29 protein-coding genes and 1 tRNA gene are annotated in these 26,204 nt (G+C 40.4%); 11 read left to right on the top strand and 19 right to left on the bottom strand.

The features are described from left to right. Positions 1-5: 5 nt before the first annotated feature. Positions 6-1,757: a pilus motility taxis protein HmpF gene (gene hmpF, locus AC012T_RS04805; RefSeq protein ID WP_487063576.1), complete on the top strand. Its 1,752-nt coding sequence runs from the start codon at positions 6-8 to the stop codon at positions 1,755-1,757. 39 nt (positions 1,758-1,796) lie between these two features. On the opposite strand, the gene tilS is transcribed toward hmpF, so the two are convergent. From tilS to AC012T_RS04755, 10 genes are all read right to left on the bottom strand, one after another. Then, complete coding sequence (tilS, locus tag AC012T_RS04800) at positions 1,797-2,810, bottom strand: tRNA lysidine(34) synthetase TilS (RefSeq protein ID WP_487063574.1); 1,014 nt, start codon at positions 2,808-2,810, stop codon at positions 1,797-1,799. Between the two features lie 81 nt (positions 2,811-2,891). Then, positions 2,892-3,236 carry a KGK domain-containing protein gene (locus tag AC012T_RS04795; protein WP_487063572.1) on the bottom strand — a complete coding sequence of 115 codons (345 nt, stop codon included), beginning with the start codon at positions 3,234-3,236 and terminating at the stop codon, positions 2,892-2,894. Positions 3,237-3,328: 92 nt separating this feature from the next. Further along, positions 3,329-3,676 (bottom strand): KGK domain-containing protein, encoded by a 348-nt coding sequence (locus AC012T_RS04790; RefSeq protein ID WP_487063570.1) that lies wholly within the window; start codon positions 3,674-3,676, stop codon positions 3,329-3,331. Positions 3,677-3,814: 138 nt separating this feature from the next. After that, on the bottom strand, positions 3,815-4,867 hold the full coding sequence (ccsB, locus tag AC012T_RS04785) for a c-type cytochrome biogenesis protein CcsB (protein WP_487063568.1): 1,053 nt from the start codon (positions 4,865-4,867) through the stop codon (positions 3,815-3,817). Positions 4,868-5,277: 410 nt separating this feature from the next. Next, positions 5,278-6,993 carry a DUF3352 domain-containing protein gene (locus AC012T_RS04780; protein ID WP_487063566.1) on the bottom strand — a complete coding sequence of 572 codons (1,716 nt, stop codon included), beginning with the start codon at positions 6,991-6,993 and terminating at the stop codon, positions 5,278-5,280. Positions 6,994-7,080: 87 nt separating this feature from the next. Next, positions 7,081-7,650: a type II toxin-antitoxin system VapC family toxin gene (locus tag AC012T_RS04775; RefSeq protein ID WP_487063564.1), complete on the bottom strand. Its 570-nt coding sequence runs from the start codon at positions 7,648-7,650 to the stop codon at positions 7,081-7,083. Then, positions 7,651-7,863 (bottom strand): hypothetical protein, encoded by a 213-nt coding sequence (locus tag AC012T_RS04770; RefSeq protein WP_487063562.1) that lies wholly within the window; start codon positions 7,861-7,863, stop codon positions 7,651-7,653. Between the two features lie 273 nt (positions 7,864-8,136). Then, entirely contained in the window at positions 8,137-8,919 is a 783-nt protein-coding gene (locus tag AC012T_RS04765; RefSeq protein ID WP_487063560.1) for a pentapeptide repeat-containing protein, read from the bottom strand. Positions 8,920-9,012: 93 nt separating this feature from the next. After that, on the bottom strand, positions 9,013-9,624 hold the full coding sequence (locus AC012T_RS04760) for a chorismate lyase (protein WP_015212656.1): 612 nt from the start codon (positions 9,622-9,624) through the stop codon (positions 9,013-9,015). 123 nt (positions 9,625-9,747) lie between these two features. After that, a tRNA-Leu gene (locus AC012T_RS04755) sits at positions 9,748-9,828 on the bottom strand. 347 nt (positions 9,829-10,175) lie between these two features. On the opposite strand from AC012T_RS04755, the gene accC reads away from it, so the two are divergent. After that, the gene (gene accC, locus AC012T_RS04750) at positions 10,176-11,522 is read left to right on the top strand and encodes an acetyl-CoA carboxylase biotin carboxylase subunit (protein WP_487063558.1); all 1,347 of its coding nucleotides are present in this window, start codon (positions 10,176-10,178) and stop codon (positions 11,520-11,522) included. Between the two features lie 107 nt (positions 11,523-11,629). On the opposite strand, the gene AC012T_RS04745 is transcribed toward accC, so the two are convergent. After that, positions 11,630-11,923 carry a YggT family protein gene (locus AC012T_RS04745; RefSeq protein ID WP_438893161.1) on the bottom strand — a complete coding sequence of 98 codons (294 nt, stop codon included), beginning with the start codon at positions 11,921-11,923 and terminating at the stop codon, positions 11,630-11,632. 174 nt (positions 11,924-12,097) lie between these two features. Between AC012T_RS04745 and psbX the strand changes: the two genes are divergently transcribed. From psbX to AC012T_RS04720, 5 genes are all read left to right on the top strand, one after another. Beyond that, a complete protein-coding gene (psbX, locus tag AC012T_RS04740) occupies positions 12,098-12,217 on the top strand; it encodes a photosystem II reaction center X protein (protein WP_013189728.1) in 120 nt (39 codons plus the stop codon). Between the two features lie 223 nt (positions 12,218-12,440). After that, positions 12,441-13,358, top strand: coding sequence for a Ycf66 family protein (locus AC012T_RS04735; protein ID WP_487063555.1), 918 nt, complete (start codon positions 12,441-12,443; stop codon positions 13,356-13,358). A gap of 47 nt (positions 13,359-13,405) precedes the next feature. Beyond that, positions 13,406-13,960, top strand: coding sequence for a TolB family protein (locus AC012T_RS04730; RefSeq protein ID WP_487063553.1), 555 nt, complete (start codon positions 13,406-13,408; stop codon positions 13,958-13,960). Between the two features lie 19 nt (positions 13,961-13,979). Then, positions 13,980-14,123 carry a hypothetical protein gene (locus AC012T_RS04725; RefSeq protein WP_487063551.1) on the top strand — a complete coding sequence of 48 codons (144 nt, stop codon included), beginning with the start codon at positions 13,980-13,982 and terminating at the stop codon, positions 14,121-14,123. Between the two features lie 17 nt (positions 14,124-14,140). Then, entirely contained in the window at positions 14,141-14,668 is a 528-nt protein-coding gene (locus AC012T_RS04720) for a TolB family protein (RefSeq protein WP_487063549.1), read from the top strand. A 92-nt stretch (positions 14,669-14,760) separates the two neighbouring features. On the opposite strand, the gene AC012T_RS04715 is transcribed toward AC012T_RS04720, so the two are convergent. Continuing rightward, positions 14,761-15,759 carry a succinate dehydrogenase/fumarate reductase iron-sulfur subunit gene (locus AC012T_RS04715; protein WP_487063547.1) on the bottom strand — a complete coding sequence of 333 codons (999 nt, stop codon included), beginning with the start codon at positions 15,757-15,759 and terminating at the stop codon, positions 14,761-14,763. Positions 15,760-17,393: 1,634 nt separating this feature from the next. Here AC012T_RS04715 and AC012T_RS04710 point away from each other — a divergent pair. Further along, a complete protein-coding gene (locus AC012T_RS04710; RefSeq protein ID WP_323312787.1) occupies positions 17,394-17,828 on the top strand; it encodes an AbrB family transcriptional regulator in 435 nt (144 codons plus the stop codon). Between the two features lie 304 nt (positions 17,829-18,132). Then, positions 18,133-19,002 (top strand): CPBP family intramembrane glutamic endopeptidase, encoded by an 870-nt coding sequence (locus AC012T_RS04705; protein WP_487063545.1) that lies wholly within the window; start codon positions 18,133-18,135, stop codon positions 19,000-19,002. Positions 19,003-19,173: 171 nt separating this feature from the next. Here AC012T_RS04705 and AC012T_RS04700 read toward each other — a convergent pair whose 3' ends face one another. Continuing rightward, complete coding sequence (locus AC012T_RS04700) at positions 19,174-20,295, bottom strand: geranylgeranyl reductase family protein (protein WP_487063543.1); 1,122 nt, start codon at positions 20,293-20,295, stop codon at positions 19,174-19,176. Between the two features lie 225 nt (positions 20,296-20,520). Between AC012T_RS04700 and AC012T_RS04695 the strand changes: the two genes are divergently transcribed. After that, entirely contained in the window at positions 20,521-20,985 is a 465-nt protein-coding gene (locus tag AC012T_RS04695; protein ID WP_487063541.1) for a DUF29 domain-containing protein, read from the top strand. 200 nt (positions 20,986-21,185) lie between these two features. Here AC012T_RS04695 and frr read toward each other — a convergent pair whose 3' ends face one another. The 3 genes from frr to AC012T_RS04680 all read right to left on the bottom strand — a co-directional run bounded on the left by frr (position 21,186) and on the right by AC012T_RS04680 (position 23,108). After that, positions 21,186-21,734, bottom strand: coding sequence for a ribosome recycling factor (frr, locus tag AC012T_RS04690; protein WP_487063539.1), 549 nt, complete (start codon positions 21,732-21,734; stop codon positions 21,186-21,188). Continuing rightward, positions 21,721-22,449, bottom strand: coding sequence for a UMP kinase (gene pyrH, locus AC012T_RS04685; RefSeq protein WP_487063537.1), 729 nt, complete (start codon positions 22,447-22,449; stop codon positions 21,721-21,723). Before pyrH ends, frr begins: the two co-directional genes overlap by 14 nt. 80 nt (positions 22,450-22,529) lie before the next feature. Continuing rightward, entirely contained in the window at positions 22,530-23,108 is a 579-nt protein-coding gene (locus AC012T_RS04680; RefSeq protein ID WP_487063535.1) for a thioredoxin family protein, read from the bottom strand. A 325-nt stretch (positions 23,109-23,433) separates the two neighbouring features. Between AC012T_RS04680 and AC012T_RS04675 the strand changes: the two genes are divergently transcribed. Beyond that, complete coding sequence (locus AC012T_RS04675) at positions 23,434-24,321, top strand: alpha/beta fold hydrolase (RefSeq protein WP_487063533.1); 888 nt, start codon at positions 23,434-23,436, stop codon at positions 24,319-24,321. Positions 24,322-24,473: 152 nt separating this feature from the next. Here the strand turns inward: AC012T_RS04675 and AC012T_RS04670 are convergent, their stop codons facing one another. The 3 genes from AC012T_RS04670 to AC012T_RS04660 form a co-directional block, all read right to left on the bottom strand. Next, positions 24,474-24,677, bottom strand: a complete 204-nt coding sequence (locus tag AC012T_RS04670) for a hypothetical protein (RefSeq protein WP_487063531.1) — start codon at positions 24,675-24,677, stop codon at positions 24,474-24,476. Positions 24,678-25,156: 479 nt separating this feature from the next. Next, a complete protein-coding gene (locus AC012T_RS04665) occupies positions 25,157-25,360 on the bottom strand; it encodes a hypothetical protein (protein WP_487063529.1) in 204 nt (67 codons plus the stop codon). 352 nt (positions 25,361-25,712) lie between these two features. Continuing rightward, a complete protein-coding gene (locus AC012T_RS04660; protein WP_487063528.1) occupies positions 25,713-25,865 on the bottom strand; it encodes a hypothetical protein in 153 nt (50 codons plus the stop codon). Between the last annotated feature and the right edge of the window lie 339 nt (positions 25,866-26,204).

Raw genomic sequence — 26,204 nt, 5'->3', positions numbered from 1 at the left:
GCGGTGTGCTGTATTTAGCAGAAGTACAAAAGCAAAAAGGCGGCTTACTCAGTGGTGGTTCTAAAACAGAACTAAAACTACTAGCTTGTCAACGAAGCGACCAGAATTGGAACACTGTATCAGAAGAAACTATCATTGCTGAAGAAGCAGGTAAATTGAACGATGGCGCACTAGTACTAGTGGAACTGAGTCCGAATCGCCAAGTGCAGCGGATTCAAGAAGCTGGCCGTCCCTTAGTCAATATTTTGCAGAATTTTTCCCGCCAGATGGAAAAATTTAAGCTCAAAGAAGACGAAATTGACCAGTGGAAGCAGTCCCTGATGTTTCAAGTCCAAGAGCTAAATCGCCGCGAAATGGACATGGAATCAAGGTTAGAACAACTGCAACAACTGGAAAATGATGTTCAACGCCTGGAAACACAAAAACACGAAGTAGAAACATCCCGTGAGCAAATTGAAAAGTTGCAAGCGGAAGTTGAACGCAATCGTCAGGAGCTAGAAGGTGCTTGGGAGCATTTACGGGGAGAACAGCGTCGTCTAGATGAGATCAAAGCAAATGCCCCCCAGGGTGCAGTTTTGGGTGAGGAGCAAAGTCGGCTCATCGCTGATTTACTCAAGCGCTTGTCTACGAATGACATTAGTTCCACTGGAACATTACGGGAAGACCTGAATTTTGCTTTTGAACTCATCGAACAGCAACAAGCTACTCTTAACCCACATTGGCAACAACTAGAGTCACAACTAACGTTGGCTCATCAACAGCAAGAGGAAGTTGAACAAATTTCCCAAACTTTGCGCGATCGCCAAGCTGAAATACTCTCTTTAGAGCAAAAACTAGTTCAGTTCCAATTGACTAGTGCCACGCTGAAAAATAAAGAGGAGTTTTCTGTCATACTCAAACAGCAGTTGCAAAATCAAGAAGATTTATACCAACAAACCCAGGCTTTGGTAGCAACGGCTGGTAATATGGCTGTCGAACAGCAAGTCGATGTGGAAGCTTTGCAGACAATTCCCCTGGAAGAACTGCAAAAGATGGTAGCAGAAGACCAGGAAAAATTGCACCAAGACTCTATTTTTGTTCAAGAACAAGAACAAGAACTCAATTACAAACAAGAAAGTATAGAAGAACTACAAACAAAGATACAGCAAGCATCAGGGGAAGATTTAAAAAATTTAGAAGCAGAACTAGCAGATGAAGAACTTCTGTACCAGATGCTCAATGATAGTTTGGAAGGACAACGTCGTAATTTAATAGATCGGCAAAAAACTCTAACGCGCAACCAAAATATACTCTTGCAACGGCAAGGACAGACTGTTGTCAATTCTCCAGATGAGAACAATATTAATTTAGAGTCAATTCTCGCCCAAATAGATCACCAACGACAACAATACTCCCAAGAACTACAAAAGCTCGAAAGTGAGATTTCGCTATTGAGTGCCGAGCTAGAGATGAACGAAGAGGGAATTGATCATCAAAACTTTGTACTAGATGAAAAGCGCCAAGAACTAAAAACCATAGAAGCCAAATTACTCAACTTACAAACAACAAATGATCAATGCTGGGGTAGGGTAAATCTCTATCAAGAAGCATTGCAACCTATTCAAGATTGCTTGGATGGTTTACGGGATAAGCTGCAAGCGATTTCTAGCTCTTTGGCTCATGTTCAAGAAACTGGTGATTCTCAAATTCAGACTATTACTGAAATGCGCCAAACTCTCCAGAGTTTGATACCCAATTTACAGTTGATTGCTTCATAGCAGAAGTCAAGAATGAAGGATGAATCATAATATCACCCTTTATTCTTTATCTTTTTTTATCAAGATCCAGCTATCTTGTACGATCGCTGTTGCACCACCAGGAAAAGGATCGGTTTGGGAACGATTTGGGGCTGTAATTAAAGCCGTTAATTTCTCGATATGTTCAAAGTTAGGCGCATTGGGTAACATTTCTTGCAGCACCTGACGCATGACACGACGTTGCAGGGCTAGAGGTGCTTTCTGCAATACCCGCCGATTTAACCTCAGAAGATGGTTTAGATGATTTGCTCCCACTTCCCCATTTTCCTCTCCCTCCATTGCTTCTTCCCGCAAATGAAGGGCTGCTTGTTCTAAATATTCCACCTCTGCTTGCAACAGTTCGGCAGTTTGAGCTAAATTTGATTCTACTTGGGGGTTGAAATTTTCTTGTAAATAGGGTATTAATTCTTTGCGAATGCGATTTCGCGCATATTGTAAATTTTGATTTGTGGAATCTTCCCAAATTGGTAAATTAAAATCTTGGCAAAATTGCTCTGTTTGGAAGCGAGTAATTTCTAATAGTGGACGCACTAGTAGTATATTTTCGGTAAGTGGACGTTGCCAAGTTAAAGCTTGTAAACCATCTGCACCAGTACCACGCATTAGATTATAAAGTAGCGTTTCCGCGCGATCGCTCGCCGTGTGTCCGGTAACGATATATTGATAATTATGATTTTGGGCAATTTTAGTTAAAGCTTGATATCGCCAACTCCGTGCTGACGCTTCACTATTAACAGGATTTGTCGCAGTTTCTAAATAAAAAGGTGTATTCCAACTTTGTGCTAAATTCTGCACATGATCAGCATTAGCTTGAGAATCTTCACGCCAACAATGATCACAATGAGCAACGCCTAAATTCCATCCCCATTTTGGTTGTAAATCTAATAATAATTTAATTAAACATAAAGAATCTTGTCCACCAGAAACCGCCACTAATAGCCGCTGATTACGTTCAAATAGACGACGTGTGCGAATAGTCCGATGTATTTGGGCGTGTAATAGAGTCCATGTCATTTGAGTCTTATTTTTGCTGATAGCTTTACCCTAGTTGAAGCGTGGCTATAACCTAACAAATGAATCCTTACAAACTGAATATCAGCTTTCAACTTCTTTCAGTTTGTTACGTAAATCATCAAGTGGTGATTCCGGTTCATCAGGACAAAATTCTAGAGTGACTCTAACCCTAAGCTTACCTTTTTTCCAGTAACCGCCTGGCTTCATAATTTCACAATCTACGCCTTCATTTAGCCATCTTTTTTTTTCTATGTATTCGTCAGTTTTTTCCCAATAGCTACTATCAATTTCGATGATGTTAGACTTAATTTTACTGAGAATTTGAGCGACTTTAAACATAGGATCATTAATTATATATCGCTGAACAACCTTTGTAATAGACAAAACTGCATCTTCGTTATCTACTGGCTCCCATCCATTGCCCATATTTATCTCCTATAACTAAATTGGTATTGACGAAAAAATAGTTTTTGATTTAACGTCACTTCTTTTACTTACCTGTGCTTGGGTAGATAATATTAATTTTCAATATCTTTGAGTTTGTCGCGTAAATCATCTAATGGGGAAGTTTCTTGATTGATTACTAAATTATTATTTACAATGGTTTTTTTTACTTCATCAGCGCAAAATTCTAAAGAAACCCTTATCTTACCCTTTTTCCAGCCATCAGCACCCGGTCTAAGTACCTCAAATTCCATGCCTTCTACAAACAATTTTGCATCTGTATGATCAGAACCTATATAATCCTTAATTGCTTCTATTAATTCAATTACTTTTAAAGTTCTAGATACATCTAATCGTTCAAAATCTTCAGGATTAACAGAAATTACATCATTGTAATCTAGTCTTTCAAACTTATTACCCATATATTTTACTTCAAACTATTTGGAACTTAGTATATTATATTTTATACCATCTTCTTAAATTTCTCTCTGTGACTCTGCGCCTCTGCGTGAGATAAAAAAATATTCCCCTTCTCAAAAGAAAAGGGGAAAAAGATATCCTTAGAAAAACCAACCGTAAGAATGTAAACCTTTACCCAAAAGATTCACACCAAGATAGCAAATCCAAACTACAACAAAACCACTAGCGGCTAAAATTGCTGGTTTTCTTCCTTGCCAACCGCGAGTTATTCTAGAGTGAAGATAGGCGGCGAAAACTAACCAAGTAATTAACGCCCAAGTTTCTTTCGGGTCCCAACTCCAGTAAGAACCCCAAGCTTCGTTAGCCCAAACACCACCGGCAATAATACCAATTGTCAGTAGGGGAAATCCCAAACCGATAATGCGATAACTAATATTATCTAGGGTTTCAGCTAGACTGAGGCGTTGAGGGGAAAGAGTTTCAGTAGATTCTACAGTTTGAGTTTTTGGGACAGTTACCAAATCTAAAACAGCGGTTCCGTTGCCGTTGTTATTGGTTTCCAAACGAGAAAAGCCATTATTTTCCGCAGCGGGTGTGGGGGGTTGAGAAATCACCTCACCGGCTTTAAGTAACTTGTAACCATTGCTGCGATAGCCACCTGTACCAACGGAACTACCTTGTAGTTGAATGTTTTTTCCGTAAGTGACAATTAAAAAAGCGATCGCTAACAATGCACCCACCATCAAAGCCGAATAGCTTAACATCATCACGCTAACGTGCATCATCAGCCAATTTGACTTTAAAGCAGGCACTAATGGCTCTGACACTTGCATAGTTGATGGTAATGTCAAAGTCGCAAAAGCAGTTATCCCCATCGCTACAGGAGCAGTTACAACCCCCACCAAGCGGCTACGGCTGCTATTCTCTGCAATTAGATGGATGGCAGTAATACCCCAAGTCAGGAAAAATAGGGACTCATAGAGATTGCTTAAGGGGAAATAGCCAGCTTCAATCCATCTAGCCCCTAATAGAGTAGCAATACACAAATTAGCGATCGCCATTCCAGCCGTCCCCAAAGCCGCAGTTGCCGATAAATTCGGAAAAGCTGCCCCCACCCAATACACCAGCATGGTGCAGAACAAGACAGCAAAAGAGGCATTATCTAGCCAGTTCTGGAGTACAACCAGATTCATAAACTCTTCTCCCCAGTGAATGCTTGAATCAATATCAGTTAAGTAATTAGACTGAGTTAGAAAATAAACCTAACTCAAATCTTAATCACTTTTCACTGAATTTAATTCCGACTATTCTGATCCTATCTAGTTTTGGTAATTGGTGATTGGTGATTGGTGATTGGTAATTGGGGATTGGTAATTGGGGATTGGGGATTGATGATTGGGGATTGATGATTATACTAAAAACGGGTTAAAAGTGTCATTCTGAACGAAGTGAAGAATCTCCGAGATACTTCGCTGCACTACGTTACGCTCAGTATGACATAAGTCCAGATTTTACCCGTTTGCAGTATAATTCTTTCTTTCTTCTCTTGAACTCCTGCCCCCTGCCCCCTGCCTCCTGCCCCCTGCCTCCTGCCTCCGAACTCCTACTCACCAGTTTTTTTTAATTCTAGAAAGATTTCATATCGCTGACTGCGACTATCATTAACCGCAGTTGTTAGCCCAATTGTCCGTATTCCTGCAAGTAATGCTTGTTGACTGGGAGATGTCGTATTCAGAGTAAAGTTTTTAACAGTTCGTTCCACATCCAAGAAAAATAGACCCTTGGCTGGATTTAATTCCCTGGGGACGGTTTCTTGAAAAGCGAGAGTACTACCGAGTGTAATTTTGGGTTTGGAAACAATTTTATCGCTGATAGGAGCGCCCAAAACGAAAAAAAGCACATCTTCATCCAACCAACCATGAGTAGCAGTTAAAGTCCCAAAAGGCGAAATCCAGTTGACAACGGGTTTACCCCCAACAATTGCCGATTGAATCTTAAACTGGTATTGATTTTGCATCGCCTCATCTAGCTGTTTTAAGGAAGTTTCCGCCACACTCCGTTGGCCTCCCTCACCTTTGCCTCCTACCTTTGTCATAAATACCAACCCCGCTCGAAAATTATCCGGTGAACCATCTTTTGGGGTATTAGGAATCACTGCAACTGAAAATTCACCTTTCATCCAACTTAGCAAATCCCGATCTAAATCCAAATTTGTTAACGACTTTACACCCCGTCGCACTTGTTCAGGCATGATTGGTGACAAAGGATTTCCCCTAGAGGTAGAAACATAGTCTGCCCATAACCGCTTTAAGTTACTACCAGTCAGCATCATTAAAGTGTCGTTGGGTAGGCGATTTTGCATAGTTCCAGCTTGGTTTTCTACTGCCAGCAGTCGCTGACTATTAGGATTTAACCAAGAAACACCTTTTAAACGGATTCCTTCTGGTTCTAAAGTGACAGTTCCCGCTAAACCTTGGTTATTCTGAAGTTGTGCTAAAACCTGGGCTGGTAAAGGACGGTTGGGAGCTTTTGCTGCTATTCTTGCTGCGATCGGCACATTGACATAAAATTGAGCAAAAGGTTGATAACTTGCCGTTTTTGAGAAATTTTGAATAAAGCTCCCTATGTTTGCCAAAGATGCTTTGCTTTTATAAGCATCAATTGTCCTTTCTGTGGCCTTAGCATTATCTGTAATTACAAGAAAACGCTCATCTATCAATGCTGCTGAAAGCTTGCCTCCAGCTTGTCCTTCAGTTTGTTTAATAGCAATTCCTTGATAAGTGCGGTCAATCCATTTACCTTGTTTGAGGGGTTTCGGTTGTGCCAAAATACTTTTGGCGATTTCTGGATTTTTAATTGGTAGCACCATCACAACTGATTGCTCAGAAGCAACTTCAACATTAGTGGCTACTGGTTTAGATAAAGGTTTGGTGGCTGCTGGAGGAGCTAAAATAGCGATCGTGACTTCATCTCCTACCCACGGTTGAATATCTTTCTCAAAGTCATAACCATTGTTAATGAGAAATCGTTGTTGCAGTTGTACTAAATTTTTATTCAGTTCTTTTTGAGTTTCTGATGTTCCAAATTCCTGCAATTTTTGCCATTGCTTAGTATCTGTCGTTAAGGAAACTGTAGCTAAGGCATCTTCAGGAATAATATTTGCACCCACTGGCAAATTTCTGGAAAATGGTTGTCCTTGGGTAAAAAACCAATATGCTGCACTTCCTATACCAATCAATAACCCAGCAGCTGATAGCGTTAGCACCAAAGACGGTTTCTTTTTTTTCATCATCCAATTAGACACAATAGATGGTGCCATTGCAACTTACTACCTAACCCGACTTGCTAGTTATCTAGTTTAGTCTGGTAATTCGTAATTATCTCATCTGTCACCAGCCATAACACTTTAGTCCCTTTGGCACTTCTCTGCCTCAAGATGAGCGATAGCGTACAGCGCTCCGTAGGAATCGCATATTTTGGGGATGAAAGTCTTTTCCTGCCCAAAACCGAGCGGCATAAAATTTGTATGATGCTGCGATCTGCTTGCAGCAGTTTTCACGTCCAATCCTCGATAGGTAAACCTAATAATACGTCCGAAATCAGAAGTGTTTCGAGTCAACAGAATGGCTTGATTCACCAACACAACTGAAGCAATTTTTAAGTCCATTGTGCCAAGCCGTGGATACAACTTTTTGAGACGTTGCAATTCCTGGGCTGCTTGCTCATCAAAATTGATAATCGGGATTGTGCAGTAATTGGTTAATTGTCGCTTTAGCTCCTTGTAAGCTTCAACCTGCTTTTCAATAGTCTGAGCTTTGGCTGCGTAACTCAGCCAACCTCGCATTTGCTCTTCATAGCTGATGATACTCGTCGCTACTTGAGTAGGATCAATAATTGCCAGTTTTTGTAACAGATTTTGCGCCTTAACTCCACCACGATCTATAACGCTGAGATGATCCGTATCCAGAATATACATTTACTCTTCAGATGGTTCTATAGAACTTAGGCTCAGAGAATTACGATACTCGCGCCCCAATCGCATCGCCTCATCATAAGCTGAATTGTCAGAAAATGTCCCAGTGATTTTCTCCCACCAAGGTCTGGATAACGAATCGTTTTCTACTTTACTTTTAAGCCGTGCAACTTCAGCTTCTAAATAGGCTAATCGTTCTTCTAACTGCTCTGGCATTTGCAAAAACCTCATTTGAACTTAAATCTTACTTTGATCGTAGGTTACTATTTTATATTTTGCACTTTTTATCACCAGCTAACCAATTCCTGCCGGAAGCTCATCAAGTTTCTTGCAAAATGCTTTTGTAACGCTAATATGCGATCGCATATCTATTTTCGGCACTTAACAACTTAGCTGATTCCTTTAGCTTACTTAATTGCGAACGAAAACAGACAACCTAATCGGCTGTTCCAGTTTATAAATCTGTCGAGATGATGGGAAATAGACCTATCAAAATATTGCTCCATTAAGATTGGCTTCACTTAAGTCCACATCAATCAACGTAGCATTCCTTAAATCGGCATTCTTGAAAACAACATGACTACGGTTCAATGAACTAAGATCGAATATACCCATCTTGCCGAAATTAGTCTCCCCTCTTGTCAAGGCTTTGTTTAAGTTAGCTTTTTTGAGTATTGCGCCCGTAAAATCCGCACCTCTGAGGTCAGCTTCGTAAAGATTTGCCTCCTCAAGGTTTGCATTCCTAAAATTTGCTCCAACAAGTTTAGTATTACTCAGATTAGCTCTAACTAAACTTGCATCTTCCAAATCTGCTGCTGATAAAAGCGCCCTAGTTAAATTGGCATCTGTGAAATTTGCTTGTGTAAGAGATGCCTTGAAAAAAAGTCCTTGCATAAGGATACCAAAACTGAAGTCTGCATCGACTAAATTGGCTTTGAAAAAGTTAGCCTTGGTAAATTCTACTGAACAGAGAAACTGGCTTTGACTCAAGTTCGCATAACTGAGATTTGCCTCGCTGAGATCGAGCATTTCAAGGTTACAGCCTTTCATATTAGCTCTGCTAAGATTTAATCTTGTTAAATCCACCTCATCTTCTTCAAAGTCATAGGCAATTTCTACCGACGCATCATTATCATTACATAAATCAGCTAAACCCATACAGCCAATGTATGCTCCACTTAGATCAGGAATCTTTTCTGGGTTGCCTTTTCTCCAAGTATTCCACGCTTTGGCTCCTTGACAAAGGATTTCCAAATGTTCAGAATTAGCCATTCATTTTCCCAAGAGAAAAGTTATTTTTATTACATTTTAGACTAAATCTATTTTCATAATCAGCACCATCCTCAATGGTTTTCAGCTTTTTTTCTAATAACCTTGTTGTTGACCCAAATATTTAGTTAAATAAGGCGAAAAAACCTCATAAATCAAGGTTAGAGGCTGTCCATGATGCCAAAACAAATAATGGCGACCCCAAAAAGGCCCAACTTGATCGAAGCCTGACTCTAGGGCAGCTGAAGAACCACAGTAAATTCCTCTAATATCTCGATATAATTCTGTCCGAATCCGCGCTAAACTTGCCCAAATCGGTAGAGAACGGTTTTGCAAAAACTCATCCACATGACTAGCTTCCCACCAGGAAGTAGCATAACCCAATCGCTGACCAGAGGAAGTACGCAGCCATACTTGTCGGCGCAGTCGCGGGCCGGGGACAGCTTGAATTAAATCGGGAGCAGCATCAGCATTCATGCCAATCAAAGCCATATCAATGACATCCACTTCTATAGGCTCACAAGTGAGTAATTGTAAATGCCTAGTTGGAGAACCATCTCCTAAAAGTAGCAATTGCCATGCTGGTGCTAACTGAGTATGAGGTAAACCTTTTTGAATATCCTTCTCTCCACCTTCCCAAATAGGATTTAGGCGATGCCAAGCGGTTGGCAATGTTGAGTTATTTGTGGGCGTAACAATAGTAGTCAATGTTATTTACAAAACTTCACCTATTTCTATGAAAGCACAAAAAACCCAGATTCTGATTAAGAACCTGGGTAAATTAGGCTGATAAATCTATATATCAGCACTTATAAACTAAAGACATAAAAATGCGGATGGCGAGACTCGAACTCGCAAGGCAAAGCCACACGCACCTCAAGCGTGCGCGTATACCAATTCCGCCACATCCGCAAAATTTGACTAGAATTCAATATAGCATAAAAAAAACAAATAAGGCGAATTTTTTCCCAAATTCTTTGAATGCGGGTATGAAGCTGACAGAAATATAGTTATGGGACAAGAGATATTAACAGTTATGGCGATCTTTCAAAAAGCCAAGTGAGGGAAACTGGCAAAGACTGACAGCCGCAATGTTGTTAGTTTAGCTAAGATTCGGGGAGGCAAGCAATCCAATCCTGAACTCTACTAAGAATAAGGGTGGGGTATCTCCTGTTAAAATTTGCAGTAATGCGACAGCTTTATTTCAACGGGATGGGAGAGAATGTCAATCTACGTGGTACTAATATCGAAGCTAGAAAATGAAATTTGACAAAATTTTAATTGCTAATCGGGGAGAAATAGCGCTTCGCATTCTCCGAGCTTGTGAAGAAATGGGAATTGCGACAGTTGCTGTTCACTCCACCGTTGACCGGAATGCTCTCCATGTCCAACTTGCTGATGAGGCAGTTTGCATTGGTGAACCAGCCAGTAGTAAAAGTTATTTGAATATTCCCAATATTATTGCTGCTGCCTTGACGCGCAATGCTACTGCTATTCATCCTGGTTATGGCTTTTTAGCAGAAAATGCTAGATTTGCGGAAATTTGTGCTGACCACCATATTGCCTTTATTGGCCCTAGCCCCGAAGCTATTCGGTTAATGGGAGATAAAGCCACAGCCAAAGAAACCATGCAAAAAGCTGGAGTACCGACAGTACCGGGTAGTGATGGTTTAGTAGAGACTGAGCAGGAAGGAATAGCGATCGCAAAAGAGATCGGCTACCCTGTAATGATTAAAGCCACAGCAGGTGGTGGCGGTCGGGGTATGCGGTTTGTACGTTCCGAAGATGAATTCGCTAAACTTTTCCTCGCAGCCCAAGGAGAAGCAGGAGCAGCTTTTGGCAACGCCGGCGTTTATATAGAAAAATTTATCGAACGTCCGCGCCACATAGAATTTCAAATTTTGGCTGATAGCTACGGTAATGTCATTCATTTAGGTGAAAGAGATTGCTCAATTCAGCGCCGCAATCAAAAGTTACTGGAAGAAGCTCCTAGTCCAGCACTTGACTCAGATCTCCGAGAAAAAATGGGACAAGCTGCTGTCAAAGCAGCCCAATTCATCAACTACACCGGGGCAGGTACTATCGAGTTTCTCCTAGATAAATTCGGTAAATACTATTTCATGGAAATGAACACCCGCATACAAGTTGAACATCCAGTCACAGAGATGGTGACTGGCATCGACTTACTTGTAGAACAAATCCGCATTGCCCAAGGTGAAAGACTCAATTTAACTCAAGATCAAGTTATTCTCAGGGGTCATTCCATTGAATGCCGTATCAATGCCGAAGACCCAGATCATGATTTTCGTCCCTCCCCAGGCAAAATTAGTGGTTATTTACCCCCTGGAGGCCCCGGCGTGCGGATTGATTCTCATGTGTACACAGATTACCAAATTCCGCCTTATTACGACTCTCTCATTGGCAAGCTAATTGTCTGGGGGCCAGACCGGGCTACTGCTATTAACCGCATGAAACGAGCATTGCGAGAGTGTGCTATTACCGGACTCCCTACCACCATTGGGTTTCATCAAAAAATTATGGAAAATCCACAGTTTTTGGCAGGTAATGTTTACACTAATTTTGTGCAGGAAATGAAAATTCAGTAATTGGTAATTGGTAATTGGTAATTGGTAATTGGTAATTGGGGAAGAATATTTATCTTTCCCTCTGCTCCGTGCTTTTTCTCTGTCACCTGTCACCTGTCACCTGTCACCTAATTTACGCGAGACATCATGGTCAGTAAACCTTGCTGACCTAGTAGAATTTCTCGCACTAGGCTGAAAATACCAACCCAAATTATGGGGGTGATATCCACCCCACCAATAGGTTGTACTAACTTTCGCAATGGCACTAAGAAGGGTTCTGTTGGCCAGGCGATCAGATTAAATGGCAACCGGTTGAGGTTCACTTGTGGATACCAAGTGAGAATGATGCGGAAAATAAACAAAAATATCATCAGCCCCAAAAAGAGGCCGAGAATCAAAGAGGTCAAATTAGCACCGGTCATTACTTTCAGTCAATATCTGTGAGTAAATATAAAATCTGGGCGCAAGCCAGAAAAGTTGAAGCTTTGTAAAGCCTTCTCTCTCATTTTAACCAGATGCTGTTGTCTCTTCTCAAGAAAGTAATACAGGATTAAGATTAAAATTAAAATGAAGTGTGTAAAAAAAGGTTGAGAATTATGACACCCTCTTTAGCAAATTTTCTTTGGAGTCTGGTTTGGGGTACTGCAATTGTGGTTATTCCCGCAACAGTAGGGCTAATCTTCATTAGCCAAAAAGATAAAATCCAACGTTCATAAGGAACAGGGGAACAGGTGACAGGTGACAGGTGACAGGTGACAGATGATAGATTATTCTCTCCCATCACCAATTACCAATCACCAATCCCTAATCCGCAATAACGGTAAACAGCTTCAGAGCTTCTTTGCCAGATGCTTTGAAGCTTTCATATTATTGTCAATAGTTAGAGTAGTGATTTTAATTGTGACCCGCTAACATAGATTTGATATTGGGAAAACAGCAATGATAAATTTTGGGCTGAACTCAGCCAATGTTTTGGCTCAGGTAAATTTTGGGGCTAACTCAGCCAGTGTACTAGGAATTTTCCTGGCTGTGGCTGGGGCAGCGCTGTATTTTCTCCGCACTGTGCGGCCAGAACTGTCACGAGATCAGGATATCTTTTTTGCAGCAGTTGGCTTATTGTGCGGTTTTATTCTCATCTTCCAAGGATGGCGATTAGATCCCATTCTGCAATTTGGTCAGTTGCTTTTAGTTGGTACTACTGTATTTTTTGCAGTTGAAAGTATTCGTCTGCGGAGTATAGCAACCCAACAAGCCAAACGAAACACTCCGATTGTTGATGATGAGCGGGAAGTAAGCAGAAAATATTCTTACTCTGAGCGACGCAATTATCAAGCGGAGATGGATGCAGATTTGGAACCGCTACCTTATTACGAGGAGGAGGAAGAAGAACGTCCCCCACGTGCGAGGATTCGCGGTAGCAAAGATGAACGTCCAAACCGTGATAATTATTATGAGGATCAACCCCCCCGTCGTTCTGAACGCCGCAATAGCACAGAAAAGCCGGAAACAGGAGAAAGGAAACGTCGTCCTACCTCTGGGCGTTCTGCGAGTCGCCCTACTGAAAGTTATGAACAAGAAAATTGGGGTTCTGTTTCTAGGGAAGTTGATGATTGGGAAAGTCCCCAGGAGGATGTAAAAAAACAACCACGTCGCACTAATAACAGACCTCAACGCCCAGAAGTTCGTGAGGATGATGTTGCTCCTAGACCAAGAAAGCGTCGTCCACCTGCTGATTCATCTCCTCGCAGAGTTAGGGAAGATGATGAGGCTATTCCTACTGATTATGTACCGTATAACCCAATTGAAAAGCCAAATGATAGGGGAGATAATTCGACTGATTTTGATGATGATATTTAGAACAGTTGGGGGGATGGCAGTTTCAAAGGCGACGGAATGCGGTTGATGTGAGAACATTTACGTCTATGTTGTGGCTCCAAAAACCAATTTATTGGAGCCTAGTTTTTAGTTTGACTAGTTTAATTGTGTCCTGTGGTTCTGGTGATATTCCTTTAGGGGTATCTTCTCTGAACAGTCGTTATACTGAGGAACAACCGTCTTTGAGTGGAAATGGTCGCTTTTTGGCGTTTGTTTCTAATCGAAATGGTAATCAGCAATTGTTGATATACGATTTGGAAACCCAAAGTTTTATTTCTACACCAGGCTTGAACCGACGGGAAACGATCGCAGAAAGTCCAAGTCTCAGCTATACAGGGCGTTATATTTGTTATTTAACTAGTGATCAAGGTAGAGCAGTTGTAGCACTTTACGATCGCGCTCTGCAAAAATCACAAATTCTCACACCGACCTATCGAGGTTGGGTGAGAAAGCCTCATATTAGCCCTGATGGACGTTATATCGTCTTTGAATCTGCTAGTCGTGGACAGTGGGATGTGGAAGTGCTAGATCGTGGGCCGACGGTGGAGTTAGATATTCCTAATGGTGCAACTGTGAGTAATTAAAAATTTAGGAGTCAGGAGTTTGGAGTTCGGAGTTCGGAGTTCGGAGTTCGGAGTCAGGAGTTCGGAGTCAGGAGTCAGGAGTCAGGAGTCAGGAGTCAGGAGTCAGGAGTTCGGAGTCAGGAGGAAGAAGGAAGAAGGAAGAAGGAGTTTAATAACCCAATAATTAATGACCAATGATCAATGAGCAATTACAAATTATTTATTATTTTATTTTTAAGCTCAACTTCTCTAACTGGGTGTTTTGGTTATCCGCGTTTGTTGAGTTATCCTTTTGATTCTGGTGGACGGGGTCTTAATAGTCTGGCTTCAGAGTTAGATCCGCAAATTTCTGGGAGATATATTGTATTTACTACAGACCGCAGGGGTAGTGAAGATATTTATATGTTTGATACTGTGACTCGGAATCTGGTGGATTTACCGGGTTTAAATTCTTTTGATACGATCGCTTCTCACCCTTCTGTCACTCAAGATGGTCGTTATATTGTTTTTACTGCGAGTCGTCAGGGTCGTTCGAGCATTTTTCTTTATGACCGGGAGACGCGACAATCACGGAATTTAACTCCTAGTCTGCAAGCGGAAATCCGCAATCCTACAATTAGTGCTGATGGTAGTAGGATTGCTTTTGAGTTTAGTAATAATGGACAATGGGATATCTTGCTGTATGACCGTGCTGGAAGACAATTGAATATCCCGCAAGAACCGAAATAATTTGTAAAAAAGGGAACAGGGTGCAGGGTGCAGGGGAAGAGTTTTCTCAATGACCAATGACCAATCCCCAATCCCCAATCCCCAATCCCCAATCAGGATTCTATTTTTTGGATAGATTCGATGAGCGATCGCACTTGTTGAGTACCCTGTGATGGTTCAAAGGAAAGAGGGAATTTACCCCGAACAAGCATTCGCAGACCTAGAGGTGCAATGCTAAGTAGTCCTTTGAGGTCGCGGAAATAGTTACCAACTACTTGGATACCAAATTGGCGTTCATCAATCCAACCACCTGATTTAACTAACTCTATCAATACTTTCCGATGACGAATTGATCTGCTATCGCTGGCTTGTTTGCGGTCAAGAATTTCCTGTTTAACTTTGGTGATTTGCTCTAATGGTGCAACTTCCATTGGACAAACTGAGTCGCAGTAAAAACAACGAGTACAACCCCAAACACCTTTAGTACCTTCGTTATAATTTTCTAACCGAAAATCGGTTACACCATCGCGGGAATCTGCCACCATGCGATATGCTTTGGCGAGGGCGTGGGGGCCAACAAAGTCTGAATTGACTTCGCGGGCGTTGCATTCAGAATAGCAAGCACCGCACATAATACAGTTACCAGTTTGATCGAGGAGCGATCGCTCTTGTGGTGTTTGCAAAAACTCTTTTTCTGGGACTTGTCGCGCTGCTGTACTGACATAAGGGGCAACCGCTTCTAAATTATTCCAGAAACTGCTCATATCCACGACCAAATCCTTAATCACTGGCATATTACCCAAAGGAGCGATCGTGATTTCAGCAATGGTATTGTCCTGGTTTTGCGGTGATGGAATTTGTTTTAATCTAGCCAGTTCACTGCCAACATTTTCCTTACAGGCTAAAGCCGAACGTCCATTGATTCGCATCGCACAGCTACCACAAATAGTATTGCGGCAATTTTTGCGAAATGCTAAAGTTCCATCTTGTTCCCACTTAATCTGATTGAGGCAATCTAGGATTGTATTACTTGCTTCTACTTGCAAAGGATAGGTTTGCACAACAGGAGTAGAGTCTTGTTGCTGCCGAATAATCTTAAAAATAACTTCCATATTATTACCAACCAAATTTTTTCAATTACCTTACCTGCCTCAAAAATCATGAGTTCAGGTTGGTTGTTGTGAAAAATGAGCTATTGTACATAACGTCACTGCTTAATAAGCTGACGCTTAAGGCTCTCATGATTCCAGTTTAACGATAACCATTAAAATTTTAGTCGTAGAAGTGCAATGAGCAAAATTTATCTTCTCAAAGCAATCCAACAGTAAAAAGGAATCATCCCTTTGCATTTAATTTACCGGTTAGGGGAGTACAGAGTGGAGATGTTTCACGTATAGAGGTGCTTACTTGATTAAATGCAGCTTATACATCTTGATGTCAACCACAGTCTACCAAAGACTGAAGAACCGTAATTTCTCATCCTCACAGGCATAATAGGTCTAATTTTTGAAAATTTTTTTTCCTTTTTCCTCACAAAAGCCGAGGTATCTACCTCAACTACTTTAACGTGAGTTCGGTGTTAGGAGTTAGGAGTTCGGAGTTATGATTTTTTCAACGAGAGAATAAGGGTTTGAGACTCCTACTTGTGGCGAGTTTTCCACAAATTATCTTATGTCGAACTCACGTTACTTTATCCTTTACACTTCATCCTTCTTTAGTCAAGTCCTATTTATCAAAAGTTTTTAAGCAGCAGCGAAGTAGAAATTTTTCAAATATATAGAAGTGTTAAAGCGGATAACAATTATCGGATCATGGCTATCAAGCTGTAGATTGATGTGGTAAATTGATTCTTCCCCTAGACAGACATGCAGAATAATTTGAGAGATTTGGCCTGATGCTAATAAACATAGAGCAAAATCCATCTTGCTTTTTGTCTCATCTCTATCAAGAAAACCGTGGATTTAACTCACTCACTCAAAACTGCTCATCTTAATTATATGAATTTTTATAAAAGCCCTGACCCAAAACTCATGACAGTATCAAGCCAGAGAAAAATCTACCCTGCTTTTTCTCTCCCCAAGTCCAGGGATTCAAAAAAAAACTTGAATTGCAAATTGAATTTTAAATTAAATAAATATTTTGCTATTATTAGTCCATGCTAGTATTTAATATAAAATTATGAATTAACAAAACCAGTACCAATCGCCGTATAAGTGCGACTACTACCGCTTTGTTTATTCATGGTGTAGAGATAAGAAAATTCTGTCTCTACTGGCAGGACAATAGGGTGTATGTCCGTAAGACCATGAGCCAATACAATGCTGTCCTCAGCTTGAAATGACGAGTAGGGATGACCTTACAACTCAATGGCAAGAAAGGCAAGTACTAAAAGTGAAAAACCTGCAATTTATTGTATCTACGACTTTTTTGGAGTAGAACTAACCTGATTTGTAAAGGTGGCTTAAAATTACACCGCTACAGTAGCGCCAAAAAATAAAATACTTTTATTTCTAATGGCGAATGATGGTTAAAAGTGCCGTAAAATCACCTAAATAGATTTCTGTGACAACCCTAGGCTCTAATTTAAGGTTCTAAACCATTTATAGAGGTGCTTGGGCTGCTCATATCAGCAGAAATTCACCCTCACCCACCAGTTTTGAGTAACTCTGTGTAGAAGCTAAAAAGCTAACTACTGTGTTCAGACTACATTGATGATCAGCTAGAGATTAAGGAAATTTTGAGCATAATGACTGAAACTGCAACCGCACCATTAACTGGAAAAGCACTGCTGGCTAAAGTAAAAGAGCTTTCTAATTTACCACGCCGAGAAAGAGCAAAGCAGTGCGGCTATTACACCGTTACTAAGAATAATCAGGTTCGTGTCAATCTCACCGATTTTTATGATGCTTTGTTGTCAGCTAGAGGTATTCCTCTCAGCCCAGAAGCACCTAAAGATGGACGTGGGCGCGAACCGACATACCGTGTTAGTGTTCACCAAAATCGTCAAATTGTGATTGGTGCTACTTACACCAAAGCAATGGGCTTAAAGCCTGGTGATGAGTTTGAAATTAGGTTGGGTTACAAGCATATTCACTTGATTCAGTTGGGCGAAAGTGATAAAAAATTAACCCCACAGGATGTAGACTCTGATGAAACAGAGTTGGAAGATGAAGAGGAATAAACTTTTCTGATAGTAGGGGGAAGTGTTAGGTAAATACTTGATAACTTGTCCCTACTGCTACAAATAAATAATATTTGTAGTTTAAGTATATATTCACACAACAAAATACGATTTGACTATGCCGATTTTAGATTTTTTGGTTCATGCAAGACTAACGTCCTGCAAGACTAACAACCGTTGTGATTGAAACAAATCCAAAATCCAAAATCCAAAATCCAAAATCGCTTGACCTTTTGCATGAGTCACAAATTCTAGTAGAGTCTTGAATAATAAGCAAGAACTTTATTTCTACTAGAAGTATATCGTGATTTTTTTGCCCGTTCTTTTATCACTTTTAGAGCCATCAGTCAATACATTACTGGCGTTATTTAAAAATGCACCAGTAGTAGTTGTTGTGATGGCTTTTTTCATTGTTTGGGTAGGGTCTTGGTTGCCATTAGCAGCGATCGCAGCCATCATGCTCAAATTGCAAATTAATCAACCTTTACAACCAGAGCAAAAAATACCTTTATTAGTATCTCTCTATTTATTAGCGCCCTTAATTCTCTGGGGATTTAATTGGCTAGGACTGGGATCTTTTGCTAATTATGGCTTGGTTGGGAACTTTTCTATTTTTGGTTCCTTGCTGCTAGGTTTGGGGCTGGGTGTATTGGGTCTTGCGATGGTGTTTACCTGCCAATTTTGGCTGGGTTGGTGCTATTTAGAAAAATCTCATCTCAAGTTAATACCATCTATTTTGTTACCAATTTCCTTGGTGGCTTTATTTGTTGGTGGAATAGAAGAGTTAATTTTTCGGGGTTTTTTGTTGACTCAGTTAGAAAAGGATTATGCAATTTGGGTAGCGGCGATTATCTCTAGCTTGATTTTTGCGTTACTACATTTAGTTTGGGAACAACGGGAAACGGCACCCCAACTTCCCGGATTGTGGCTGATGGGGATGGTTTTGGTAGTAGCTAGGGTTGCTGATCACAATAACTTAGGGATAGCTTGGGGACTTCATGCCGGATGGGTATGGGCGATCGCTACCATAGATACAGCAGAACTAATTACCTACACAGGAAAAGTCTCAGAATTGTTTACAGGTAAAAACAAAAAACCCCTAGCCGGCTTGACTGGGGTTCTTTGCGTTCTGGGAACAGGAGTAATTATCTGGTTATTTTCTGACTATGTTTAAATGCCGTTGAAAATATCGGTTATTCATAATTCGTAACAAGGATACTAAATTACGAATTACGAATTAGTTATAGGACTTACGCAAGATGTGGCTGAAAACATTATTATTACGTAGGGGTAATTCATGAATTACCCCTACTTCCGTTCTGTTTTGCGTAAGTCCTGAGTTAATCTAACCACCGAAACCGGGAATTAAACGCTTTAAGGCGCGGCCAGCTACATCGCCATATTTCAGTTCACCAGCAAGGATTTTACCCATGATTTGAGCGCCGGAGGGACGTTTAACACCGACTTTATAACCAATACCAGGGAAACGATAAAATGCTCCTGCTAATTTTTGCGCCCAAGCCATATCTGTTCCCCACTGTTCATTAATAGCCTCAGTGTAATTTGCTAAGGCATTGATATCACCACTAAGAGCCTCATTAATGAATTGTGCGGCTAGAACACCACTAAAAATTGAGGGACGAATACCTTCTGCGGTAAAGGGATCAACTACACAAGCTGCTTCACCAGCTAAAACAGCATTTTGGGTATGTAGCTTTTGATTACCATCCCACAAACAGATGGGATGACCATACTGCTTGCTAGTTTTGACATCTACATTAAAAGACTTAGCATACTCATCTAAAATTTTCTTAAAGTCTTGGGGTTCGCCACCAATAAATGTACCTACACCGATAGAATAACCATCAGCCTTGGGGAAATTCCAGATATAGCCGTTTTTTAGCAAGCCAAACTCGAAGTGCGCCATATTTTTATTGACTACTTCAGCAGCAACTTCGGCTTCTAATGCACCTGCTAAACGACGTTTACGGTCTTTAAAACCTAGCCATTTTGCCATTGGGCCTTTTGCACCATCAGCAGCAATTAAGTAACGACCTGTGACTGGGCCATTAGCAGTGTTGACTTGCCAATGATCATTTTTAAATTCAATACCTTTGACTTCTGTATTGTCCCGGAGTTCGGCTCCTTGATTTTGGGCTTGTTGGACTAAAAAATGGTCAAAAATATCTCGTCGCACCATCCAGACTGGTTCTTTGATGCCGATTTTTGCTTCTACGGGATCTTCAAGTTTCCAGGTAAAACGGAGGGAATCTACTTTGACGGAAATTGCGGGACTAAAGTCAAAGTCGAACCATTGAGCGATCGCTGGTGACACACCACCACCACAAGGCTTATATCTAGGTAGGGATTCTTTCTCTAAAACTAATACTGAGCGTCCCCGCTTGGCTAAATGATATGCTGCTGTTCCACCTGCGGGACCAGCACCGACGATGATGCAGTCGTACATAATTACTGAATTTTTGCTTTTTATTTTAATTAGTTGACTTTCCAGTATATATAAGGGTTTTGGATTTTTGGTAAATTTTTAGTGAATTATAATTTATTACTCCATCCTTCATAAAATTTTCAGGATGATTACGAGTTGACAAAAGTAGCTCTATTTTAAAGCGAGCGATCGCGTAGCCTGCTAGAGGCATTTGCATTTAGAAAAACTATAATCTAAGTAAAAGCTATGGAAACAGCCATGTCTTTGTTAAAGACCCATTCCCCAACCCTATATGAAACCGACTACTTGCAATGGATAGAAACAACTGTGGCCAAATTGCAAAGTCAGGACTACGCAAATGTAGACTGGGCTAACCTCATTGAAGAAATTGGTGACATGGGAAGGAGTGAGCGCAAAAGTCTTAAAAGTAATCTGATTGTCATTCTGCTGCATTTACTAAAATGGCAGTTTCAGCCTGAGAAGAGAAGCGGTAGTTGGGAAGGAAGTATCATTGAACATCGAAGACGTGTTCAAGAATCTCTCCAGGATTCTCCTAGTCTCAAACCCTATCTGGAGAGCATTTTTTCAGAATGTTATACACAAGCAGTTAAGCAAGCAAAAGCTGAAACGGGTTTACCAGTGGAGTCTTTTCCTGTGATATGTCCATATCATTTAGCAGAAGTAATAGAGGATGATTTTTTACCGGCATAAAACAGAAAAAAGGCAGGGAGGAGATTAAGCTATATCTTGGAGTAAATCATGAGTTCCCCCCACCTACAAATTTAGGAAACACCAAAAAATAAATTACCCAACAATCATAGGGTGAGTCAGGACGGTAGTCCGTAACCCACCATAAATTTAGCTGATAATTGTGGTTTACTTGGTACTCAGTACTTGGTACTCAGTACTGCTTAGACAGTTGTGATGTCTTTTTCTTTTTCTGCCAACAATTCATCAATTCTGGCAGTGTACTTGTTGGTCAGTTTTTGCAGTTTGTCTTGCTGATCTCGTGATTCGTCTTCGGAAACTTCCGCAGCTTTTTCTTGTTTGCGAATTGAGTCCAAAGCATCACGGCGAATATTACGAATGCCAACTCGACCTTCTTCTGCATACTTAGCAGCCATTTTGACAAATTCTTTCCGGCGATCGCTTGTCAAAGGTGGAATATTCAGCCGAATAACAGAACCGTCATTACTGGGAGTTATTCCTATATCTGACAAAGAGATTGCCTTTTCAACTATGTTGAGGCTGCCCTTATCATAAGGTTGAATCAGAATTGTTGAGGCATCAGGTGTGCTAATGTTTGCTAAAGATTTCAGTCCTGTAGGTGTACCGTAATATTCCACCTGTACCTTATCTAACAAGCTCGCATTAGCGCGACCTGTGCGAATGGTATTAAAAGCTCGTTGAGTGGCCTCAACGGTATGTTGCATTTTACTTTCGGCTTCATCTAATTTCACAAGAACCTCCCACAAGGGTACCAATAGATTCTCCCATTACTGCTCGGTGGATGTTGCCTCGCACTGTCAAGTCAAATACCAGAATGGGAATATTATTTTCTTTACACAAGGCAATTGCGGTGCTATCCATGACTCGTAAATCTTTGGCCAATACGTGGGCATAGGTGAGGGTTGTATAACGTTTGGCATCAGGATACACTTTGGGATCAGCATCGTAGATTCCGTCTACTTTGGTGGCTTTAAAAATCACTTCTGCGTCAATTTCTGCTGCTCTTAAAGCGGCAGTCGTATCTGTAGTAAAGAAGGGATTTCCTGAACCTGCACCAAAAATTACCACCCGTCCTTTTTCGAGATGACGGATAGCGCGACGGCGAATATAAGGTTCTGCTAATTCTTGCATAGCGATCGCAGTTTGTACCCGCGTTTGTACCCCTATTCGTTCTAGTGAATCTTGCAGCGTCATGGCATTCATTACCGTGGCAATCATCCCAATGTAGTCGCCGGTTGCCCTGTCCATCCCCGCCGATGCCGCTTTCACCCCTCGAAAAATATTGCCGCCGCCAACGACAATAGCGACTTGAACGCCAGTGGCTACCACCTCTCCTAACTGTTGGGCTATTTCCTTGACTACTTCTGGATCAATACCATAGCCCATGTTGCCCATCAAAGCTTCACCGCTCAGTTTAAGTAAAACCCGTCGGTAATTCGTTCCCATGAAGTTACACTTTATCAAATAAGTTGCAATTGCCTCCAATTTAAGATAGCAGTACAATGGGCTATCTGTGTCTATCAGGTCTATTTACGCCATACTAATGGTGTCCCCACCTGTTGTGTTTGTGCTGGCTGGATTGCTTGACCTGCAAATAAGCAAGCGATCGCATTTCTCAAATAATCCACTCCTGAAGCTAGTGGCTCTTGCGGGTGATCGTCAATTTGACCTTTATAGCGCAAAATCCCATCACTATCTATTAAAAAAGCTGTTGGTGTACTAATTGCCCCAAAGCTCTGAGTTACATCTTGAGTTGAATCCCATAGATAGGGAAAATTTAACTCATGATGACGGGCAAATGCTTTCATCCTCTCAAAGTTAGATACAGCGTCAAGTTCTTCACCAATACGAACATCATTGTTGCCATCACCACAATTTAATCCAATCAGTGTGAAGCCCCTGGAGGAAAATTCCGATTGAATAGTTTTTAGTCTGTTTATATACAAATCTACATAATCACAGTGGTTACAAATAGAAATGACACAGACTGAGCGTAAATTTTCTAAGTAACGGCTGAGATGGTGTACACGATCATCAATTCCTGGCAACTCAAAATCTGGAGCGTAACTTCCGATAGGAGTATCAATTGTTTCTAGTATATTCATCTTCTTTCGCCCGAAGGAACTAGGAACAAAAACTTTTTCAAAATTAGCGTTAGTTTCCAGGTGTAAAACTACGCCTTAGCATTTGTTTTATATCCAATTAATTTTATATACTAATTGAGTTAGCGTAAATTGTAAAACTACTTGATCTATTACTGGTGCTACTTTAATCATCCCAAACCATAATATTTCTGCAAATTTTCTTAAAAATACTGTAAAGCGCCATCTATTCGTTTATCTCGAACTTGCTATACATCAATATAAAAATAATTCTTAAATAGTTAGACAAATTTAAATTATTAGTAATTCCCCATCCAAAAATCAACTCATGACAACTTCTACAAACGCATTTACATCCACACAAACCTGGCTTTGGCAAGGTTTCCCCATTTGTTACCAAACCCAAGGAACTAGCGGCCCTGCGGTGATTCTAGTACATGGCTTTGGTGCTTCATGGGGACACTGGCGCAAAAATATACCGATTTTAGCCGAAAATTGTCGAGTGTATGCCATTGATTTGATCGGCTTTGGTGCTTCTGCTAAACCTCAACCAGGAGAAAAAATCACATACACGCTAGAGAACTGGGGGCAGCAATTAGCAGACTTTTGTAGCCAAGTGGTAGGTGAACCAGCTTTTTTAGTCGGTAATTCAATTGGCTGTATTGTAGCAATGCAAGCGGCGGTAATTAGACCGGATATGGTTTTAGGAACGGCGTTAATTAACTGTTCTTTGCGATTATTACATGATCGCAAACGGCTAAATTTACCTTGGATAAAACGCATTGGTACGCCGATTCTGCAACGCTTTTTATCTATCCAAGCAGTGGGTGACTTTTTTTTTAGTCAACTAGCCAAACCGAAAACAGTAAAAAAAATTCTCTTACAAGCCTATGCTAATGGGGAAACAGTAACAGATGAATTGGTAGAAATTTTGATGACACCAGCAAAAGATTCTGGTGCTGCTGCTGTGTTTTTGGCTTTTACTGCGTATTCCAGTGGACCATTACCAGAAGACCTCTTAGCAGTATTACCTTGTCCAGCAATTATTTTGTGGGGTACAGATGACCCTTGGGAACCAATTGAATTAGGTAGAGAATTAGCCAATTTCCCTCAAGTACAAAAATTTATTCCCTTAGAGGGAGTAGGACATTGCCCTCAAGATGAAGCACCTGAGCTAGTTAATCCGATCTTACAGAATTGGATATTTAAGGGATAAGTCGTTGGCACTTCCTCCACTGTCTGAAGCCAAGTGGCTTCAGTACCGTTCGGCGATTTTCTTGTGAAACATGGTATGGGGAGTAGAGAATGGAATTTTCCTCATTTTCCTCGCCATGTTTCACAGATCGCAAAGCGATTTACTGACTTTGCTTACCAGCCATAACCACGATGGTGGCGGTGATGGGGTCTCCAGCCATATCCATAGCCATAACCGGGTCCGTAGCCATAGCCGGGTCTACCGTAGCCATAACCATAGCCGGGTCCATAGCCGTAGCGATGCCCCCCTGTTAAAACTTCCTGTTCGTCGTTAGATAATTCTGTCAACAACTCAGTTGTGTTAACTTGCTCCAACATAATTGTTAGCCTCCATTGGTTGATATATCTTATTGATCCATAATCTTTTTATAAATTTCATTTCGATAAATTTAATGAATCTATGGTCATAAACTAATAGTTATATTGTCTATCTTTTGACTTAAATAAATTCATAAATCCATTTATTTTTTCTTACTAAAGACAGACTAAAATAATCATGCCTGATTCTCTACTTAAAAGTCCCATATTAAAATTTATCCTCATCCTATAACTGCAAAGTCGATAAAAAAAGTCTATAAACTAGGCTACCCTTAATAGCATTAGTTTATAGACTTGATAAATTATACCCATCCTCTAGTTTTTAAACATCCTCTAAGAAAAATAGGACTTACGCAAGTGTCACACTAAAAATCTGTTGTAGGGTGCGTCAGACTGCATAAATATTGCAAATAAACAGATTGTTGATAGTTGACGCACCTTACCAATGTGCCAGTTGCGTAAGTCCTGAAAAAGCATTATTAATCACCGCATTTATTGTCACTATCATGATAGCTATCATAACCATTGTCCGGTCTATATTGATCATAATTTTCGTAGTCTCCACAACGTTTTTTGGCTTTACATTTGGGGTAAGAATGGTAACATTTCCCACCAGATAAAAGCTGTTGCTCTTCTGCGGATAGTTCTACAAGCAAGTTAGATTGATTGGGTTGACGTGACATAATTATTTGCCTCACTTACATATCTACAATGGTTCAATTAGTAGATAGAATTCCCTGATTGAAAATCACTTGAAGAGTGTAAAATTACTTGGTTGTATCAAAAGTAAGAGTAGTGAGAAAAGTAAACACTATTTCTAGCAGTTACTTTTCTGGTCTCCGCACATTTGATTTAATTTAGGAGGAAGGAGAAAGGTAAGAGTTATCTCTAGTATTTCCCTTGGTAGTATTTGGAAGCTGAATGTAATACCCGAAGAAAATATTTGAGATTACCCAAACTATCTATCTCAAAACTTAATTATTTTGAGTCAATTATATAAGCTTTCTCTTTCCTCTCGTAAATGCTAGATTGAAATTAAATGGCTACCCAATTTGTGGTTTTTTTCCATTTAACCTCTCCGCCCTCTTCTTCTTTCGACATCAAAATCAACATCAACATCGACACCTCTACCGCCTCTACCACCTCTACCACCTCTACCTCTATCATCTTCAAAGAGATCGTAGTCATAGCAGATTATGGGCCTTCTTCTGGACTGTCCTCCAGACAGAAGCTGTTGTTGGTCAGATGATAACTCCACAAGTAAATCAGATGTAATGTTTTTATTTGACATGATTGTTAGCCTCAATTTATGAAGTAGGTGAATAACACCTATGCTTCTTTTATAAAGATTTATGATTAGAAATTAATGGCTCCATAGTTATAAACTTACTGAAACTTAAATTCTTCTTAGGTTATAATTCTATTCAGATAAATTTCTTTCTTTTAACTCATGTTTAATTTATTTATTTGTTTAATTTAAAGACTGAGCTATTTTTTAGATTAAAAAATGTTCTATTTATTGAGTTG

This window comes from Anabaena sp. EIM26, from assembly GCF_057568715.1.
The sequence above is the reverse complement of the archived record's forward strand: the minus strand, read 5'-3'. Positions and strand labels throughout refer to the sequence as shown.